The organism is Leisingera sp. S232, from assembly GCF_049800895.1.
Classification (GTDB): Bacteria; Pseudomonadota; Alphaproteobacteria; order Rhodobacterales; family Rhodobacteraceae; genus Leisingera.
In genome coordinates, this window is sequence record NZ_JBNAFX010000027.1 from 22,629 (window position 1) to 40,302 (window position 17,674).

The following is a 17,674-nucleotide window of genomic DNA, read 5'->3' on the forward strand; positions in this document are numbered from 1 at the left end:
CCCGAATGCCTGCCTTGCCCACCCTTGCCGTAATCCTGCCCTGCCTGGACGGCTGCGGCTCTCTCGACCGGACCCTGCACAGCCTGGCAGAGCAAACAGGCCCGTTCCGCCTGCACTGCCATGCAGTGTGGGCAGGGCAGCAGGATGGCACAGCCCCGGCGCAGCAGCTGGACTGGTGGCAAGCGCAGCTGCGCAGCGGTCGCCGCCAGGTCGGCTGTGCCGGGCTCGCTCTCAGCCATGGGCCGGCCGCCGGTCCCGGCAGCGGCCTGGCCGGCTGCCTGGCGACCGCCATCGAAGCTTGCCCCGCAGACAGTGTCTTCAGCTGGATGCTGCCCGGCAGCACCCTGCCGCCGGACAGCCTGCAGACCGTGGCCGAGGCAATGCAGCAGTTTGCGCCCGAACAGCTGTCCTGGCTGAGCACCGCCTGCGCGGCGCCACTGCCGGAGCCGGTCCTGCAGGCCGGGCTCAGCGATGGCACCCATTGGGAGGCGCTGCCCTGCGCCGGAACCTTCTTCCGCCCCTGGCTGTGGCACAAGGCCGCCCTGGATTCGGCCCTGCAGGATCCGGATCCAGGCACCGCAACCTGGGCGCTGTGGGGCCACTTCAGCCAGCACGCAGGCCTGGTCCAGCTGCCACCAGCCGCCGCCAGCGGCGCCGATCCGCTGCTGCCGGAAGCCGCGGCGCTGGAAGCCCTGCTGCCCGCCAGCCGCCGCCGCGCCGCGCTGGCGGATTTGGCCGAGCTGGCCAAATCCGGAACCTCCCCCGCCTGGCGCCGCCTCAGCCGCTGCCCGGAACAGGGCAGCCTGGTGATCAGCAGCGAGGACGCCCTGCCCGCGCTGGCCCGCCATTGCAATATCCTGACGGACGCCATCCCCGGCCTGGCGGACCTGGCGCCGCAGCCGCCGCGGGAACTGGCCCGCGCCCGCCGCGCGCAGGCCTCGGCGTCGGCCTCGGCACTGGCAGCAGAGACAGGCGCCATCACCTTCCAGAACAATATCCTGGCCTATGACAGCGGCTGGCAATATCCCGCCATCACCGAGCAGCACGCTTACCGCCAGCTGGCACAGGCCGGTGCAGTGCCCGATGGCATCACCTATCTGGCCTATCCCTGGGCCACGCTGATCGACAAGCTGCACCGCAAGACCGCCGACCTGCCCGCCCAGCTGGCACAGTTCCGCGCCTTCTGCGCCCGGGTGCCCCAGGACACCATCAAGGTCACCGTCTGCCAGCACATCAAAATGAAAGAAGAGCTGGAGCTGCTCCGCCTCGCCGGAGTGACAGAGATCTTCTGGTCCCATGCCACCCATACGGACGCCGCAGCGGCACAGCCGGACGGGCTGCGGCTGCACCCTTTCCCGCTCTATCCGGTCCAGGCCACCGGGCCAGAGACCGCTGCACCGCCCGGCAATTCAGAAGAGCGGCCGCTTCTGTTCTCCTTCATTGGCGCCCGCGCCAACCAGCATTATCTGACCGGCAGCCGCAACTGGATCCTGGATCTGCTGCAGGATGATCCGCGCGGGCAGATCACCGGGCGCGGCGGCTGGCATTACAACAAGGTGGTCTACAGCCATCAGATCCATGCGCCGGACAACCACAGCAACCGCGGCGACGGCGGCAGCTTCGTCGACGGCAACGCCTCCGAGGAATTCCGCGCCTCGCTCAAGGCTTCGGTGTTTTCGCTCTGCCCGTCCGGCACCGGCCCCAATTCGATCCGCCTGTGGGAGAGCCTGGGACTTGGCGCGGTGCCGGTGATCCTGGCGGACAGCTGGGCACCGCCCGGCAACCCGGCGCTGTGGCAGGCCGGCGCGGTGTTCTGCGAGGAAACACCAGAGGCCATCCGCGCCCTGCCCGAGCGGCTGGCGGCGCTGGCTGCCGACCCGGACGCGCTGGAGCGTCTGCGCCACGGCGGCCGCCAGCTCTGGGCGCTTTACGGCCCGGACTGCTTTATCTACGACCTGCAAAAGTCCATGCTGGAGGCAGCGGCCCGCCCGCCCGTCCACAAGGCAAAACTGCTCGGCAGCCTGCAGGCCGGGCTGACCCGCCCGCAGGCAGAGCCCCGCAGCCCTGCAGCCGCCGCGCTCTATCTCAGCAGCCTGTCCAGCCGCCTGCTGCTGGACGGCACTGCAGCGCTGGACAGCCACCGTGCAGATCCCCTGGCCCAGGCGGCAGAGGCAGCGGCCCGCGCGGCGCTGGCGGCGGATCATCCTCTGGCCGGACAGCTGGACCGCACCCAAGCGCTGCTGCAGCGCCGGGCCGGCCTGTGCCCGCCGCCCGCCGCCGCCCCGGCGCGGATCCGGCGCGGCCCAGTCCGTGTCTGCCTGACCGGCAAACACGCCAACCGCACCCCGCTGGCCTATGCACCATTCCAGTCTTTGGTCCGGGACCGCATCACCCTGGCAGAAAACCTGCAGGACGCCGACATCATGCTGACCGGCTTCAGCGCCGACCTGCGCGAGATGGCTCCGGCGCTGCAGGCTGCGCAGCAGCAGAACCCGGACCTGCAACTGGCGGTTCTGTCCGAAGAACCGCTGTGGGACAGCATCTGGAACAATGATCTGATGTCCCGACATCAGCAGATGGAGGTCGGCGGGCCAGTGCTGGACTACCATGTGTTCAACCACAGCAACTCCGCCATCTTCGATTTCGAAACCATCCCCTATTTCCTGCTCACCCGCACCGGCTTTGCGGCCCGCTATGCCCTGGGGCTGGCGCGCCATGCCCGGCTCAGCCCGGCAGCACTGCTGCAGCACTGGCGCGCGGCCCCGGTGCCAGCCGCCTTTTATGCCGAAGTGCGCGACACCGCCGCCTATTCCCGGGTCTGGCCAGAGCAGCAGGTCGAAGGCCTGAGCGTCTACCGCACCGATGTGGCACGGCTCACAGAGCTGCCCGGCAGCTTGCGCGAAGGCCGCGGCTGGCGCCCCGGCGCCAAACGCCAGGCGCTGGCCGACTGGCACCTGGACAAACTGGCGGCGCTGGACATGCGCAGCCGGGTGATCGCGGCCTATGAAAACACCCACCAGCATGCCTATATCTCGGAAAAGCTGTTCGACGCTTTCCTGGCCGGCGGCATGCCAGTCTATTACGCAGGCCCCGGCCACAGGGTGCATGAACTGGTGCCCGAGGCGGCGATGATCAACACTTTTGGGCTGGACGCCGCAGCAGCCGCCGCGCGGATCACCGCCTTCTCTCCGGACTGGGCCTGCGCCGAGGCCTGGCTGGAGACCGCCCATCAGCTGCAGGCGCGGTTCAGCAACCCGGAGGCCATCGCCCATGAGCGCCGCCGGATCGCCGGAGCCGTGACGGATGCGGTTGAAAGCTGCCTGCCATGACAGTCATGACTGCCGCCATGATCTCTGCCCGCCCGCAACCAAGAGGGAGCGCCGATGCCGAACACTGATTTCAAACGCCGCATGGATGCGCGCCTGGCCTGCTGGTACAAGGGCGCGGACCCGCATGACGACCCCAAACGGCAGCAGCGGCGCAAATATATCGCAGGCCTGGTCAACAAGACCTCAATGTTCAACTACGCTCGCCGCATGGACCTGCCGCTGCCCGAACGCTTTGCCGAGGCTGACGGGCTGGAGGCGCTGGATTTCACCGCCCTGCCAAAGCGGGTGGTGATCAAACCCAACAATGCCGCCAACAATGACGGTGTGCTTTTGCTGGACGGCGAACGGGAGGTGTTCACCGGCGATCACGTGCCGCTGGCAGAGCGCGCCGGATACACCCGCCAGCGCTATGCGGCGGGCAGTTTCTTCAAGCCCGGCAGCAAGGTGATCGCCGAGGAGTTCATCCAGGACTTCGACCCCGCCTTCACTGTGCCGCGCGACTTCAAGGTCTATGTGGCGGGCGGCCGGCCCTGGGTGATCCAGGTGGTCAACCGCCAGGGCCCCAAGGCCGACTGGAGCCACCGCTATTACAGCCAGGACTGGGTCGCCTATGACCATTTCCAGCGTGAGAACAAACTGGCAGAGGTGATCCCCGAACCGGCCCATTTCGAAGAGCTCCTTGCGCTCTCCGCCCGCATCGCCCGCGACATCAACTGCTTCATGCGGCTGGATTTCTATATCACCGCCCAGCGGGTGGTGTTCGGCGAATTCACCTCTTACCCCAATGCCGGGCTGCAGTTCACCCGGATCGGCAGCAATGTGCTGTGTGATCTGATGGACCGCTACCCCGACCCGTTCTGACCCCGACCGGAGCTTCCAGGCCATGCCGCAGCATCTCTTTCTGTCAGGAACCGCCCGGGCCGGCACCAGCGCCCTGGTCAATATCCTGAACCAGCACAATCACATCCTGATCGGCCAGGAACGCTATTTCAAAAAGTTCCGGCAAAACACGATCAGACGCGCCCATTTCGAACAGGACCGGTTCCTGGATGTGCGCGCGGATGACACTCATGAACACGGCGGCCTGTTCCTGCCCCGGCGGCGGCAGCGGTTCAAAAATGCAGCCTATGTCGGGGATAAATACCCGCCGATGTTCCGGCATCTGGATCATGTGCTGGCAGAGTTCCCCAAGGCCCGCCATATCTACATCCTGCGCAACCCGCTGTCGGTTGCAGAAAGCTACGAGGCGCGGTTCCAGGATCCCAAAGACAGCTGGACCCTGGACTGGCGCGCCGGGCTGGCAGCCTGGAACGACAGCGTTGCCCGTATCGCCGCGCTGACAGAGGCGCAGCTGCAGCAGTTCCTGTTTGTGCAATACGAGGAGATCTATGCCAGCACCCGTGCCATCAATGCATTGTTCACCCGGCTGGGGCTGAGCAATCTGGAACCGGAGGCGCTGGCGCCTTTTGCAGAGAAATTCACCAGCCTTAACACCAAGCTGGTGCCGCGCCGCGACGACATCCGCGCCGCAGTGGCGCGCGATGCGGACTGGAGCGCCTACAAGCAGCTCTGCCTGCTGATGCCGCCGCCGCTTCGGAACAGCACGGAGGACCACCCGTGACTGCTGAAACAGCCACACCGTCCCAGGTCCCCGGCCCGGCTCAGCCCCCCAGCCCGGCCCTGTGCCCCGGCCTGGCCGGTTTTGCCGCCGACCGCCGGGAGGGAGATCTGACGCCTACGCGCACGGACCTGGCGCCGGGGATCTTCCTCAATGCGGATCCGGCGCTGCAGATGGCGGGGCGCTACAGCTCTGCCGCCGGCGCTTTCCTCGATCTCCACACGGCACCGGCAGGCCAAGGCAGCTGGTTTGGGCTGCATCTGGCGCTGGAGCTGCCGCCGCTGCAGGATCTGGCCTATCTCGGCTTTGCCTGCCGCACCGCTGCGCCGGAACCGCAGATACTGCGCGCCTGCCTGCGCTCCGGGCTTGAGGACGGCGGCTTCAGCGACTGCTTCTTTGACCGCCACATCCTGGCATCAGAGCGCGCCCACAGCCACCTGGATGCGCTCTATCTCGACAGCCAACCGGAGCTGCCGCTCAGCGCACCCTGGCGCGAGCTGGTGCTGTTCCTGCCCAGCCAGGGCTTTGATCTCAGCCTGATGCATCTGCATCTGTTTGCAGTCTGAGCCCGGGAGCCGCCATGCCTTCTGCTCCGCCCCTCGACCTGACCGTCGCCATCCCCAGCCATGACGACAACGGCAATCTGACTCGGCTGCTGCGGCACCTGGCGGCACTTGGGCTGGCCCAGGCTGTGATCGTCGCCGATGACGGCTCCCTGCCCGCGCCCGATGCAGAGACCCTGGCCCGAGACAGCGGGCTGGCCCCGGCCCGGCTGACCCTGCTGCGCCAGGACCGGGTCCAGGGCGCAGGGGCAGCGCGCAACCGCGCACTTTTGCATGTGAAGACCCGGCATCTCTTGTTTCTGGATGCCGACGACCTGCCCACCCGCGAATTGCGCAGCCTGTGCCAGGCGCTGGCGCAGGCGGATCCCTTCGACTTCTGCATCTTTCAGCACCACGACAGCCGGATGGCGCAGGAGCGGCATTGGGGGCAGATGCCCTTTGACCAGAGTTTCTGGGCTCAGGCGGGCCGCGCCCAGGGCAGCCTGAACCCGGTGCCGGACCCGGCCGCGCCGCTGCTGGCGCAGACCGCCAATTACCCGTGGAACAAGATCTACCGCACCGAATTCCTGCTGGAACAGAACATCCGCTGCTCTGAAACCCTGGTGCACAACGACATTGCCCTGCACTGGCAAAGCTTCCTGCGGGCAGAGCGTATTCTCAGCAGCGCCTGCACCGGCGTCACCCATTTCGTCGCCGATAACGGCCGCCGCCTGACCAACCGGCTGGACCGCGAACGGCTGCGGGTGTTCGAGCCGCTAGAGCAGATCGCGCTGGAAATCGCCGCCGGCCCGGATCCCGCCGGGCGTCTCTATGCCCCGGCCTTCTTCGGCTTTGCGCTGGGGCTTTTGAACTGGGTGCAGGGCACGCTGGCCAAGGAGCTGCAGGCCGAGCTCCAGACCCTTGGCTCTGCCTTTCTGCAGCGATATCTCAGCCGGGAAATGTGCCGCCAGCTGCAGCAGGACCGGCCCGCCGACTGGCAGCGGGCCGCAGAAATCTTCCGCCTGCCCGCTTAAAGCGGCGCTGCAAAAAAGGCAGGCGCCGCCTCGCCTTTTTCCAGGCAGGCGGCAAAGCCGCGCGCCGCATCCAGCGCCTCGCGGATGGTCACATCCATATCCAGATAGCGGTAGGTGGCCAGGCGGCCCACAAAGGTGACGCCGCGGGTGTCCTGTGCCCGCTTCACATAGGCGGCCAGCAGTTCCTTCTCCTTCACCTGGCGGATCGGGTAGTAGGGGATGTCGCCGGGCTCTGCCAGGCGGGAAAACTCGCGGTAGAGCACCGAACCCTCATGGCTTTCCCAGGGTGCGAAATGCTTGTGCTCGGTGATGCGGGTAAAGGGCACCTCTTCTTCGCCGTAGTTCATCACCGCGCAGCCCTGATAGTCGCCCTGATGGGTAAAGCGTTCGAAATCCAGCGTCCGGTAGCCCAGGCGACCCAATGCGTAGCCAAAATAGCCGTCCAGCGGTCCGGAGTAGAACACATGGTCATACCCCTGCCCCATCTCCGGGGTGAATTCAGTCTCTAACTGGACCGAAATGCCCGGATGATCGAGGATTTTTGTGATCATCGCGGTATAGCCGTTTTCCGGCATGCCCTGGAACTGGTGGAAGAAATAATTGTCATCATAGTTGAACCGCACCGGCAGCCGCTTCAGGATCGAGGCAGGCAATTCCGAGGGGTGCATGCCCCATTGCTTGATGGTGTAGCCCTTGAAAAACGCCTCATAGAGCTCGCGACCGACAAACCGCATCGCCTGCTCTTCGAAGGTTTCAGGAGTCTCGATCGAAGTGTCGGCCTGTTCATTGACGATAAAATCATGCGCTTCTTCCGGGCGCATCGTCTTACGGAAGAACTGGTTGATGGTGTGCAGATTGACCGGCAGCGAGAACACTTCCTGCTCCCCCGACAGTCCGCGGGTGGTGGATTTCACCCGGTTCTTATAGGGCAGGAAACTCTCAAACCGGTTCACATAGTCCCAGACCTCGGCGTCGTCGGTGTGGAAGATATGCGGGCCGTAGACATGCACCATGACACCGGTGTCTACATCGCGCTCGGTGTGGCAGTTGCCGCCGATATGGTTGCGGCTGTCGATCACCGTGACCCGGTGGCCCGCCTCGGCCAGATGCCGCCCGATCACGGCGCCTGAAAGGCCTGCGCCCACCATCAGATAGTTTCCTGCCGCCATGCCCCTGTCCTTCTTTGCTTGCCAGTTCACGTGTTCCGTGCCGCCCGGCCACCCCCGGCGCCGGTTCAGCCGCTCTTCAGCTGATGCCCTTGCTGTACCCCAGGGTCTCGGCAAAGGGAAAGGTCAGCTCTTCCGCCATTGCGTGCAATTCGGCGTTTTCCGGCCGTTTCCAGCTGCCCGCAGGCGTCACCTCAATGGTTTCCTTGCGCTCCTTCAGCACCGTGGCATTGGCTGGCGGGAACAGATGCGCGCGCTCCCAGGAGATATCTGCGGTATTGAAGCCGGTGAACAGCGACAGGTCGCGCTCCAGCCCGGCCCAGTCCTGAATGCGCCCGGTCCAGGTCTGCGGATCCTCTGTCAGATCCTCATAGCGCAGCGGCATGAAATCCGCCGGCGCGTGCCGACGCAGGATCTCCAACCGCTTCTGGCGACCGGCCCAGTTGCGGGTGCGCCCGCGCAGCACCTTGGGCCGCTTCAGCACCTTGGCCCAGCTCACCGCCACCGCGCGTGGGTCGCGCACCAGATTGAGGATCTTCAGCTCCACCTGCGGCAGCAGGCTGAGAGCCAGGCACAGATCCACCGATTTCGAGCTGTCGATCAGCATCCGCCCCCCGGCCTGCTGCGAAGCGGCTTCGTAAAGCGCGCCAAAGGCCTCCAGAAACTCCGCATGCTCCGCCTGCAGCGCCTTGCGCACGTCCGGATTGCCCCAGCGGGTGTCTTCTGACGCCGCCTTGCCAAAAACCTGCATGCTTTGCGCCAGCTGCTGCAGCGCGCCGCCGCCAAAGCGTGCCTCCATGGCCGCGATCACCGGCCCCCAGAAAGGGCAGTCCGGCACCGTCTGGCGGCAGCTGCAGGGCACCCCGTCCGTCTGCGCCGCCGGCAGGTCGCGGATCTGGCCGATGTTCTGCGCCTGGGGATGCTGCGACAGCATCAGCGACAGGAAAGTCGAGCCAGAGCGCCCCGCACCCGCAATGTAAAGAACCCTGACCGTCATCCTGCCTGCCCCTGTGCCATGCCCGCGCCATCCCTGTGCCATACCTTGCCTGCCGCCCCCGCAGGAAGCAGATATGCCTTGTTTCATGCCGCTGTTTTTGGGACAAGCGCAATGATTATTTGGACGGCTGGGCAGACTATGGACGATTTGGGCCAAACCACTCTGGAAACCGGCAGCTGGCAGTCCGCGCAGGACTTCCTGCAGGCCGTCCGCCAGGCTCCGGACAGCCCGGCCATCACTGCAGGCGGCGCGACATTCAGCTACCGCAGCTTCCACGCCCGGGTGCAACAGCTGGCCGCTGCCCTGGCCGCGCAGGAAACCGCCGCCAAGGCCCCGGTCGCCGCGATCTATCTCAGCCGCACTGTTGATACCTATGCAGCGGTGCTGGCGGCGCTGCTGCGCGGCCATGCCTATGTGCCGCTGAACCCGAAATTCCCGCCCGAGCGCAACCGCTACATCCTGGACCGCTCCGGCGCCACCGCGCTGTTCTATGAAGCCGCGGACAGCGCCGCGGTGCAGAACATCATGGCCGCCCAAAGCGGCGAGCCCGCAGCCGCCGTGCCCTATTGCATCAGTACCGAAGACCTGCCGCCCGCGCCGGCCATCCTGCCCGAACGGCGGCATGACAACCCTTACGCCTATATCCTGTTCACCTCCGGCTCCACCGGCAAACCCAAAGGCGTGGCGCTGCGCCACAGCAATCTCGGCGCCTATCTGGATGCGGTGTTTCAGGTGGCGGATTACGGGCCCGGCGACCGGATGTCGCAGAATTTCGACCTCACGTTCGACCTCAGCGTGCATGATATGTTTGTCTGCTGGCGGGCCGGCGCGCATCTGATCGTCCCTTCCGAGCACGATCTGGACGCCCCTGCGGATTATGTGCAGCGCAACGATGTCACCTGCTGGTTCTCGGTGCCCAGCCTGGCTCAGAAAATGCGCCAGCAGGGGGCGCTCAGCCCCGGCGGCCTGTCCGGCCTGCGGCTGTCGCTGTTCTGCGGCGAGGCTCTGCCGGTGGAACTGGCGCAGGCCTGGGCCCGCGCCACCGGCAAGCGGGTGGAAAACTGGTACGGCCCGACCGAGGCGACGATCTCCTGCACCCGCCAGGCACTGCCTGCGGATCCGGAGCAGATCAGCGGCCGCAACGGGCTGGTGCCGATCGGCACCGCGCTGCCCGGCATGACCGCGCGGGTCTTCAAGGAAGACGGCAGCGCGGCGGCGCCCGGAGAGACCGGCGAATTGCTGATGAGCGGCCCGCAGGTGGCCGACGGATACCTGCAGGATGCAAAAAAGACCGCCGCCGCCTTTGTGGTGCCTGCTGGGCAGGACCACATCCACTACCGCACCGGCGACCGGGTGCATCTGCAGCCCGATGGCACCCTGGAGTTCATCGAACGGATGGACAATCAGATCAAGATCCGTGGCTACCGGGTCGAGCTGGGCGAGATCGAGGCGGTGCTGCGCGCTGCCGCACCGGGCTGCGAGGCGGTGGTGGTGCCGCTGCCGCTGAAATCCCCTGCCCCGACCGCGCTGGTGGGGGTGGTCGAAGGCTATGGTGGCCCCGGCCGGGAAATCCGCGAGGCGATTGCCGGCAAGCTGCCGGATTACATGTCGCCGACCCGGGTGCTGGTGATGCCGCAGTTCCCCAAGAACGCCAGCGGCAAGATCGACCGTGGCGCCATCGGCCAGCGGGTGCTGAAGCGGCTGGAAAAGATGAATGCCGCCGACCAGCCGAAAAAGAAGATGAAACGCTACGACCGGCTGATCCAATTTGCCCAGGAGATCAACCCGGCGCTGTCGCGCGCCGAGATCGAAAAGGCCGAAAACCTGATGGATGCCGGGCTCGATTCCATGGGCTTTGTCGATTTCACCATCAAGCTGGAAAAGCGCTTCGGCCTGGAGCTGACCCAGGACAGCGCCGCGGAACTGTCGCGAATGTCGCTGTGGCAGATGGTGGTGTTCATCCGCAAGGCGCTGGAAGCCAAGGATGAAACCCGCTTCCAGCCGCCGCCGCCGGACAGTCTGGACGGCAGCGCCCTGAAGCAGCATCTGCACTACCGGGCGATGCGGGCGCTGGATCTCTTGGATAAATTCCCCGCCTATGCCGCGGCGCCTGATGCACCGCCGCTGGTGCCCTTCATCGGCTCTTCCGGCTTCATGCGGGCGATCTGCCCTGAAACCATCGAGACCGCCGCCGCCGCCGCCGGGCAGCAGATCCGCGCCGCCAATCTGGGCATGGCAATGCTCAGCGTGGAAGGCATTGCCGAACTGTGTGAATACATCCGCGACACGCTGCAGGCGCAGGGCCTTCGCCTGCCGCTGGCAGTGCTGGAGATGGAAATCATGCAGCTGTCGATCATGCCGCCCGCAGGCGACATTGAAATCCTGACGGACTACAAGGCCGGCGCCTTCAAGGACATCCCGCGCAAGCATTACGACGCCGACACGGTCTGGGATGCCGGGACCGGCGGCGCCATCGCCGTCTCGGATGCGCCGCGCCCCGGCGGCGCGCCCACCACTCAGGCCAACTGGGAGCGCAAGCGCAACCAGGAAATCCGCGACGCCTTTGAGGGCCGGATGCGGATGGACGGCAAAGCCGTTGCCGCCTGGCTGCGCGGCCTGCGCGCCCTGCAGGACGTCAGCGATGACACCGTAGCAGTGATCCACCCGGTGCACTGCCCGGATCTGGCAGAGATGCGCGCGGCGCAGATGCCCAACCATTTCCTGGACACCGCCGCCCTGGCAGAACGCGAGGCCGGCGTGCGGGTGATCCTGGATACCGCCTTTGCCATGGACAGCGGCGACTTCAAGAACATCAGCCACATGAATGATTACCAGGGCCGCCAGAACTTCTCGGCACAGCTTGCTGCACAGCTGTTTCGCTGACCGCCCGCCAGGTTTGACAGGAAACACACCATGACACAGACACCGGTCTTTCTGTTCTGCTCCGAACGGTCCGGCTCCAATCTGATCAGCATGATTGCGGGCACCCATTCGCAGTTCTATTCACTGCCGCCCTTTCATTTCGGCCGCCTGGCCCTGCTGAATCTGCATGAAACCCTGCAGGAAGGCGTGGAGTCCGCAGCCTGGCAGCAGATCTGCAAGCGCTCCGCGGCCCGGATCAAGACCCTGCTCGGCCCGCAGGAGGCAGAGGCGGCACAGGCCTGGCTGGCGGCGCGCAGCCGCATCGATGCCGCTGAACTGGCCCGGTTCCTGTATCAGGACAGCGTGCCGGCAGCGTCCGGAAAGCGCGTGTTCGTCAAGGAAAACAACCTGCACCGGCTGCTGTTTTTCATCCTGCAGGCCTTCCCGGACGCCAAATTCGTGTTCCAGGTGCGCGACCCGCGCGACTATCTGGCCTCGGCCAAGGCGCTGCGCGCCAAGGAGGGCGCCACCAAATTCGGCAACAACCGGGACGCGGCCCGGATCTGGCGCGAAGATCAGGAGGGCGGGCTGCATGCATTGGCGCTGCTGGGCCCAGAGCGGGTATTCCTGCACCGCTACGAGGATCTGCTGACCGCTCCCGAGGCGCTGCTCAAGCGGATGTGCGGCTTTCTGGAAGTGGATTTCGAGCCCGGCATGCTGGACTTTCATCAGACCGACCAGGCCGCAGCGCTGGCCACCAGCCACAAGCAGCGCGCCAATGTCTCCAAACCGCTGATGAGCGGCAATTTCGCCAAATACCGCAGCGCCCTGACCCGCAAGGAAATCCGCCAGATTGAAAACCGGCTCGGCGATCTGATGCAGCTGTTCGGCTATCCGCTGGATCTGGCAGCCCCCGGCAAGCAGCACGGCAGCGGCCTGCTGGGCCGCTTTGCCCGCCAGCCGCTGCTGAAACCGCTGGATTACGGTGCCTGGGATCCCGCGACAGCCGCCCCCGCAGCCTCCTGAAACCTGCGCCCTTCTCCCACCAACAAGGAGCCTGAACCCCAGGCCCTGCCGGGAAAAGGGCGCCTCTAGGTCTGCGGGACAGCCAGCTCTGTCAGGAACCTGCTCAGGGTTTCTTTGCCCTCCCGGTCCAGCTCCTGCAGCTGCAGCTGTGCCAGCGCCAGCTGCATCGCCTCCGGCTCCGGCAGCGGCTTCCTCTCCAGCACCTGCTCCAGATCGGCAAAGAAAGTGCTGCGCCCGACGGTCTCTCCCAGCCAGGCATCGATCGGGCGGAACTGCTCCAGCATCCGCGCCCGGTTGTCGGCGCCGAACAGCTCGATGCTGCTGCTGGCAGGCAGCGGCAGCCGACCCTGCAGATCCGTGCGCAGCGCTTTGCGCAGCTCCGCCGCCAGCTCCGGCGCCAGCCGGTGATTGGCCTGCCGGGCAATCTCATAGAAGGCCCGGTGGATGGAATCATTCTCGCGCCGCTCCGGCGCCAGCCCGCTGGGCAGATCCAACCCGGCCTGGGTGATGAAATCCGCCACCGAGCCGCCACTGGCGCGCACCTGCTCATAATCGCGCAACACCACCCGCGCCTCAGGCAGCGCCGTGACCCAGCCCTCCACCATCAGCCGGTAATTGAAATGGATACCGCGCAGATAGCTCTCCAGCCCGTCCTTGCGCAGCGGCGCCAGCTTGTGGCCGAACTTCAGCCGCTGACCGTGCCAGGAGGCCAGGTATTCGTCGATTCTCCGCAACGTCGCCACCAGGGTGAACTCCGCCCCCGGAAACCAGCCCGCCAGCCGTTCGATCAGCTCCGGCCCGGCAGCACTGAAATTGGCAAAGACTTCAGCCGCCAGAACCACCGTATGCGGTTCCGAGAACCGGATCTGCTGCTGAATCGCATGCACCATCTGCGGCAGCGCCGGCAGCCGCTTGTGATAGCTCGGCACCTTGCCGCGCTTGTGATCGGCCAGCATCCGGAACGCCAGCGCGTTATGCGGCTCGCGCAGGTTGATCGGCAGGCTGTCCTCAGGCGGCGGCAACAGCCCGCCTGCAGCGGCCGCCATATGCGACAGCCCTTCGAATTCCACAAACGGATAGAGAATGCCATGGCGCGCCAGCGCCGGCGCGTTGCGCGCCAGAAAATCCTGCAGCGAGGTGGAACCGACCTTGTGGTGGCCGATGAACAGCACCACCTTCAGCGGTGCAGGCGCACCTTCGGCGGTGCGCAGACGGACGGGCGCCTTCGCTGCAGCGGAGGGGGCTTTGGATCCGGATCCGGAGGGCTGAATCAGCTTCTTGATGAGCTTCACTCGGCGGCTTCCTGCTGCATGTCTTGAGGCTGGCGGGCCAGGTTCAGCTTGGCCTGCCAGTAGGTTTCACTGGTGAAGCTGCCATACTGCATCCGGTACTCCGCCGCCAGCCGGTCATAGGCTTTCAGGAACGCGCGGGCATTTCCGGCAAACCGCCGGATCTCGCGCCAGGCAGCAGCTTTGGAATGGCGCACGGTATAGTATTTGCTGCGCGCCGCATTCAGGCAGGTGATCTCTGCCGCCCCCCAGGCATATCCGATATGGCTGCGGTTCTGCGCCTCCAGCGTGATCTTGCGGCCCAAGCGGCCAAAGCCCGGGATCAGCAGCCCATTGAGGCTGAACTTCATCAGATACCGCCGCCAGGCGGCAGGCGGTTTGCTGCGCAGCGGTGGCAGCGCCACCTGCGGGTTCATATCCTGCCAGGCCTCGGCCCCGGTCAGCGCCTTGATGTCGGCCCGGCGCCCGGCCATATCGGCATTTGCATCAAAAAAGCCCGGCCCCTTCATCACGTCCTCAACCGCCAGGTTGATCGCGGCCAGCGTATCGTAATGCATCCGCGGCAGGTTCCTCAGAAAGAACCAGACAGCAATTTTCAGCACCCCCAGAGCCCCCACGTCCAGGCGCGGCAGGCTCAGGTGATGGGCCATATGGCTGCGCAGATCCAGGTACCAGGTCTGCGGGCTTTCCTTCTCGGTAAAGCTTTCCTGGAACGACACCACCCCGTTCAGGCGTACGATGTTGAACTCGTTGGCCAGCGAGAAGCTGACATCATCGCCGCGCACAAAGAACGGGAAGGCCAGATGCTTGGCCTGCTCCAGCGGGAAAGCGAAATACCACCAGCCGCCATACAGCCCCTGTGGTGGCGGCCCGGAGATCTCCTGTTCCATCGCCGCCATCTGCTTGAATTCGCGCAGGTCGGTGCCCATGAAAAGCGGCAAGCAGCGAGAGGAGAAGCAGGCCCCGTTTTCCCAGATGGCCCAGCGGTGCTGTTCGCTGATCATGGCGCCGGCCACCGCGGTCGACGGGTCTTCGGCATAGGCCAGCAGCATCCAGCTGCGCTCCAGGCTCTCCATGTGGATAGAGGCGTCGTCATCCATGAACAGACAATGCGAGGCACCGCGTGCCCGCGCCTCCAGAAGACCGCGGGTGAACCCGCCGGCGCCGCCCAGGTTCTCGTTCGGGATCACCGTCACCCCGTCACGCGGCGGCAGCTCCAGCGACTGGCCATTGTCGGTGATGATCAGCTCGACATGATCTTTCATCCAGGAGCGCGCGCGAAAGGCGCAGAATCGCTCCGCCGTGCGCGCCGCCTCGGTCTCACGCTTGAAGGTGGTCACCGCCAGCGCCAGCTGCGGAGTGCGCCGCGGCGCATCCTGCGTCTGCCAGGACGCCTGCGTCAGCAGCGCCTCGCCGCCCGCTGCCCGCAGCTCGAAAAACAGCAGCGCAGCATCACCCGCCGCCTGCATCAGCGCGGTCAGATCCAGCCGTACCGGACAGTCCTCTGCCAGCTCCACAATGTGGTTGCTGCGATCCCAGGAGCGCCCGCGCGGCGCGGCAAAGACCGACACGGTGAATCTGCCCTTGCCTTCCAGCAGCAGAAACAGGCTCTGCAGCGCGCATTGGCGTTTCCAGATGCCCGCGTTGAACAGGTTGAACCAGGTGTCGAAACGGGCGCTGCTGCCCGCAAAGAACCGGTAGCCGCCCGAGGTGCCGTCAGCGGCGGTGACCGGCCCGGTCGGTCCGGTTGTGCGCAGATACAGTTCCTGCTCCGTGCAGATCCCCAGCTCAGGCCACATCAGCCCTTGCAATGCGGTAAACTCTGCCGCCGCCGCATCTGTCATGCCCGTCCCCTTTCGCACCCGTCCTGCACCGCCCGCTGCATACTGCAGCTGCACCGGGAAGTACACGTCCGCGTTACTTCGCAGCGGCGGGAAGTTGCAGCTGCTGCAAAAACTGTCGCGCTGCGGCGTCGGGCAGCCCGGACAGGTCCCGCTGCAGCTGCGCCAGCGCCGCGGCAGCAACCTCTGGCAGCGGATGCGGCCGCACCGCCGCCGCCGCCTCCAGACCGACAAAAAACGGGTGGCGCCCGGACAGCTGCCCAAGTGCTGCATGCACCGGGTGGAACCGCTCCAGCAGCTCCCGGCGCAGCCCGGCGCCGTAGACTTCCACATCCGCGGCCGACGGCAGACCGCGCGCCGCTGCGCTGCGCTGCAGGAACTGGCGCAACGCCGCAGCCGGCTCCGGCGCCAGCGCCAGATTGCCGCGCCGGGCCAGTTCCGCCAGCGCAGGATGCAGGCTGGCATTGGCCTGGAACCGGCGGATCAGGCCGCGCGGGAACCGCAGCCCGGAGACGGCCATGAAATCCGCCACCGAGCCACCCGCCGCCTTCACCTCCTCATAGGGGCGCAGCACCAGCTCTGCCTCCGGCAGCACCGCCCGCCAGCCCGCCAGCGCCTGCCGGTAATCGAAATGCACCGTGTCCCAGTAATCCTGCAGCCCGCCCTCTGCCAGCGGCGCCAGCCGGGCACCAAACCGCAGCCGCTGCATGTGCCAGGCGGCCAGATAGCTGTCGATCTGCCGGAAGACGGTGATGATCCGGACCTCGGCGCCGGGAAACAGATCTGCAATGCGCCGGATCATTTGCTGCTGGCCCAGGCCCATATTGGCAAAGACTTCCGAAGCCAGGATCACCGCCTGCGGCTGCAGCGTCGCGACCTGCGCCGCCACCGTCTGCAGCATCTGGCGCGAATGCGGCAGCCCGCGGTGGTACTCCGGCAGCTTCCAGCTGCGCGTGCCCTCGCTTAGCAGTTTGAAGGCCAGCGCATTATGCGGCTCTGCCACATTGGCAGGCCAGCGGGCGCGCCCCAGCGCGCGCGCCGCCTGCAGCCCTGCCCCCCGCAGACCCAGGCCGCGCATCAGCCGCTGCCTCGGCCGGTTCCACGCCAGCGCTGCCTGCAAATCCTGCGCCAGCCCCGCAGGCGCGGTGCTGGGATAGAGGATGCCCTGCTCCAGCAGCGCCATACGGTTGTGCAGCAAAAATTTCTGCAGCGAGGTCGAGCCCACCTTGTGATGCCCGGTAAACAGAATGACTTTCATGGCGCTCCGCAGTGGCTTCACCCAAAACAGCCTCTAACAAGGGGAAATACTCTAGGCCAGCATCGCTTCATGCACCGCGATCGCCTCTTCCAGATCATCATAATAGCGCATCTTGCCATGTTCCAGCACCAGGCCAGCATCGCAGAATTCACGCACCTGGCCCATTGAGTGATTGACCATGATGGCGCTGGAATGCTGCATCCGCTCGGCAAAGACGGCACGGCTCTTGCGCTTGAACGCCTTGTCCCCCACCGCCGTCACCTCATCGACCAGATAGGTGTCAAAGCGGATCCCCATGGAAGCGCCAAACGTCAGCCGCGAGCGCATGCCAGAGGAATAACTGCGCATCGGCATGTGGTAGAATTTACCCAGCTCGGCAAACTCCTCGACAAAGGCCACCAGCTCATCGGTGTCCACCCCATAGATCCGGGCGATGAAACGGACGTTCTCGGCGCCGCTCAGCTCGCGGTGGAAAGAGCCGCCCAGCCCCACCGGCCAGGACATGCTGCCGCCGCTGACCACCCGGCCGTGATCAGGGCGCATGATCCCCGCAATGATCTGCAGCAGCGTCGACTTGCCGGCCCCGTTGCGGCCCAACAGCGCCAGCGACTTGCCATCCGGCAGGGTGAGGTTCAGGTTGTCGATCACCACCTTGCGCTCGCCCTTGAGCCAGAAGCTCTTGGTCAGGTTCTCAAAGCGGATCATGCCAGCC

Annotated in this window: 13 protein-coding genes; 7 read left to right on the plus strand and 6 right to left on the minus strand. The window is 65.9% G+C overall.

The genetic code is table 11. The features are described 5' to 3' along the window. Positions 1-5 precede the first annotated feature (5 nt). Genes ACP151_RS15415 through ACP151_RS15435 form a run of 5 tightly spaced genes read left to right on the plus strand, consistent with a single transcriptional unit; the run spans position 6 to position 6,523 of the window. Positions 6-3,329, plus strand: coding sequence for an exostosin domain-containing protein (locus tag ACP151_RS15415; RefSeq protein WP_424979791.1), 3,324 nt, complete (start codon positions 6-8; stop codon positions 3,327-3,329). Positions 3,330-3,383: 54 nt separating this feature from the next. Further along, a complete protein-coding gene (locus ACP151_RS15420) occupies positions 3,384-4,190 on the plus strand; it encodes an ATP-grasp fold amidoligase family protein (RefSeq protein ID WP_424979792.1) in 807 nt (268 codons plus the stop codon). Positions 4,191-4,212: 22 nt separating this feature from the next. After that, on the plus strand, positions 4,213-4,950 hold the full coding sequence (locus ACP151_RS15425; RefSeq protein WP_424979793.1) for a sulfotransferase family protein: 738 nt from the start codon (positions 4,213-4,215) through the stop codon (positions 4,948-4,950). Continuing rightward, positions 4,947-5,513, plus strand: coding sequence for a hypothetical protein (locus ACP151_RS15430; RefSeq protein ID WP_424979794.1), 567 nt, complete (start codon positions 4,947-4,949; stop codon positions 5,511-5,513). The genes ACP151_RS15425 and ACP151_RS15430 overlap by 4 nt, the downstream gene beginning before the upstream one ends. A gap of 14 nt (positions 5,514-5,527) precedes the next feature. Beyond that, positions 5,528-6,523, plus strand: a complete 996-nt coding sequence (locus ACP151_RS15435; protein WP_424979795.1) for a glycosyltransferase family 2 protein — start codon at positions 5,528-5,530, stop codon at positions 6,521-6,523. Here ACP151_RS15435 and glf read toward each other — a convergent pair. Both glf and ACP151_RS15445 read right to left on the minus strand, forming a co-directional pair. Then, positions 6,520-7,692 carry a UDP-galactopyranose mutase gene (gene glf, locus ACP151_RS15440; protein WP_424979796.1) on the minus strand — a complete coding sequence of 391 codons (1,173 nt, stop codon included), beginning with the start codon at positions 7,690-7,692 and terminating at the stop codon, positions 6,520-6,522. The genes ACP151_RS15435 and glf overlap by 4 nt on opposite strands. Before the next feature lie 76 nt (positions 7,693-7,768). Next, positions 7,769-8,686 carry a sulfotransferase family protein gene (locus ACP151_RS15445; protein ID WP_424979797.1) on the minus strand — a complete coding sequence of 306 codons (918 nt, stop codon included), beginning with the start codon at positions 8,684-8,686 and terminating at the stop codon, positions 7,769-7,771. A gap of 111 nt (positions 8,687-8,797) precedes the next feature. On the opposite strand from ACP151_RS15445, the gene ACP151_RS15450 reads away from it, so the two are divergent. Together ACP151_RS15450 and ACP151_RS15455 are read left to right on the plus strand one after the other, a co-directional pair. Next, positions 8,798-11,569, plus strand: coding sequence for a non-ribosomal peptide synthetase (locus ACP151_RS15450; protein ID WP_424979798.1), 2,772 nt, complete (start codon positions 8,798-8,800; stop codon positions 11,567-11,569). A 30-nt stretch (positions 11,570-11,599) separates the two neighbouring features. After that, positions 11,600-12,574: a sulfotransferase family protein gene (locus ACP151_RS15455; RefSeq protein WP_424979799.1), complete on the plus strand. Its 975-nt coding sequence runs from the start codon at positions 11,600-11,602 to the stop codon at positions 12,572-12,574. A 65-nt stretch (positions 12,575-12,639) separates the two neighbouring features. Here the strand turns inward: ACP151_RS15455 and ACP151_RS15460 are convergent, their stop codons facing one another. The 4 genes from ACP151_RS15460 to ACP151_RS15475 all read right to left on the minus strand — a co-directional run bounded on the left by ACP151_RS15460 (position 12,640) and on the right by ACP151_RS15475 (position 17,667). Beyond that, positions 12,640-13,866, minus strand: coding sequence for a hypothetical protein (locus ACP151_RS15460; RefSeq protein WP_424979800.1), 1,227 nt, complete (start codon positions 13,864-13,866; stop codon positions 12,640-12,642). Further along, positions 13,863-15,707, minus strand: coding sequence for a hypothetical protein (locus ACP151_RS15465; protein ID WP_424979801.1), 1,845 nt, complete (start codon positions 15,705-15,707; stop codon positions 13,863-13,865). Before ACP151_RS15465 ends, ACP151_RS15460 begins: the two co-directional genes overlap by 4 nt. Before the next feature lie 73 nt (positions 15,708-15,780). Then, positions 15,781-16,962, minus strand: a complete 1,182-nt coding sequence (locus ACP151_RS15470) for a hypothetical protein (protein ID WP_424979802.1) — start codon at positions 16,960-16,962, stop codon at positions 15,781-15,783. A gap of 51 nt (positions 16,963-17,013) precedes the next feature. Further along, positions 17,014-17,667, minus strand: coding sequence for an ABC transporter ATP-binding protein (locus ACP151_RS15475; RefSeq protein WP_424979803.1), 654 nt, complete (start codon positions 17,665-17,667; stop codon positions 17,014-17,016). Between the last annotated feature and the right edge of the window lie 7 nt (positions 17,668-17,674).

Excerpts from the sequence above, each read along its gene's own strand:
- ACP151_RS15415 (WP_424979791.1), top strand. The coding sequence starts at position 6 with ATGCCTGCCTTGCCCACCCTTGCCGTAATCCTGCCCTGCCTGGACGGC.
- ACP151_RS15420 (WP_424979792.1), top strand. The coding sequence starts at position 3,384 with ATGCCGAACACTGATTTCAAACGCCGCATGGATGCGCGCCTGGCCTGC.
- ACP151_RS15425 (WP_424979793.1), top strand. The coding sequence starts at position 4,213 with ATGCCGCAGCATCTCTTTCTGTCAGGAACCGCCCGGGCCGGCACCAGC.
- ACP151_RS15435 (WP_424979795.1), top strand. The coding sequence starts at position 5,528 with ATGCCTTCTGCTCCGCCCCTCGACCTGACCGTCGCCATCCCCAGCCAT.
- glf (WP_424979796.1), bottom strand. The coding sequence starts at position 7,692 with ATGGCGGCAGGAAACTATCTGATGGTGGGCGCAGGCCTTTCAGGCGCC.
- ACP151_RS15445 (WP_424979797.1), bottom strand. The coding sequence starts at position 8,686 with ATGACGGTCAGGGTTCTTTACATTGCGGGTGCGGGGCGCTCTGGCTCG.
- ACP151_RS15450 (WP_424979798.1), top strand. The coding sequence starts at position 8,798 with ATGATTATTTGGACGGCTGGGCAGACTATGGACGATTTGGGCCAAACC.
- ACP151_RS15455 (WP_424979799.1), top strand. The coding sequence starts at position 11,600 with ATGACACAGACACCGGTCTTTCTGTTCTGCTCCGAACGGTCCGGCTCC.
- ACP151_RS15465 (WP_424979801.1), bottom strand. The coding sequence starts at position 15,707 with ATGACAGATGCGGCGGCGGCAGAGTTTACCGCATTGCAAGGGCTGATG.
- ACP151_RS15470 (WP_424979802.1), bottom strand. The coding sequence starts at position 16,962 with ATGAAAGTCATTCTGTTTACCGGGCATCACAAGGTGGGCTCGACCTCG.
- ACP151_RS15475 (WP_424979803.1), bottom strand. The coding sequence starts at position 17,667 with ATGATCCGCTTTGAGAACCTGACCAAGAGCTTCTGGCTCAAGGGCGAG.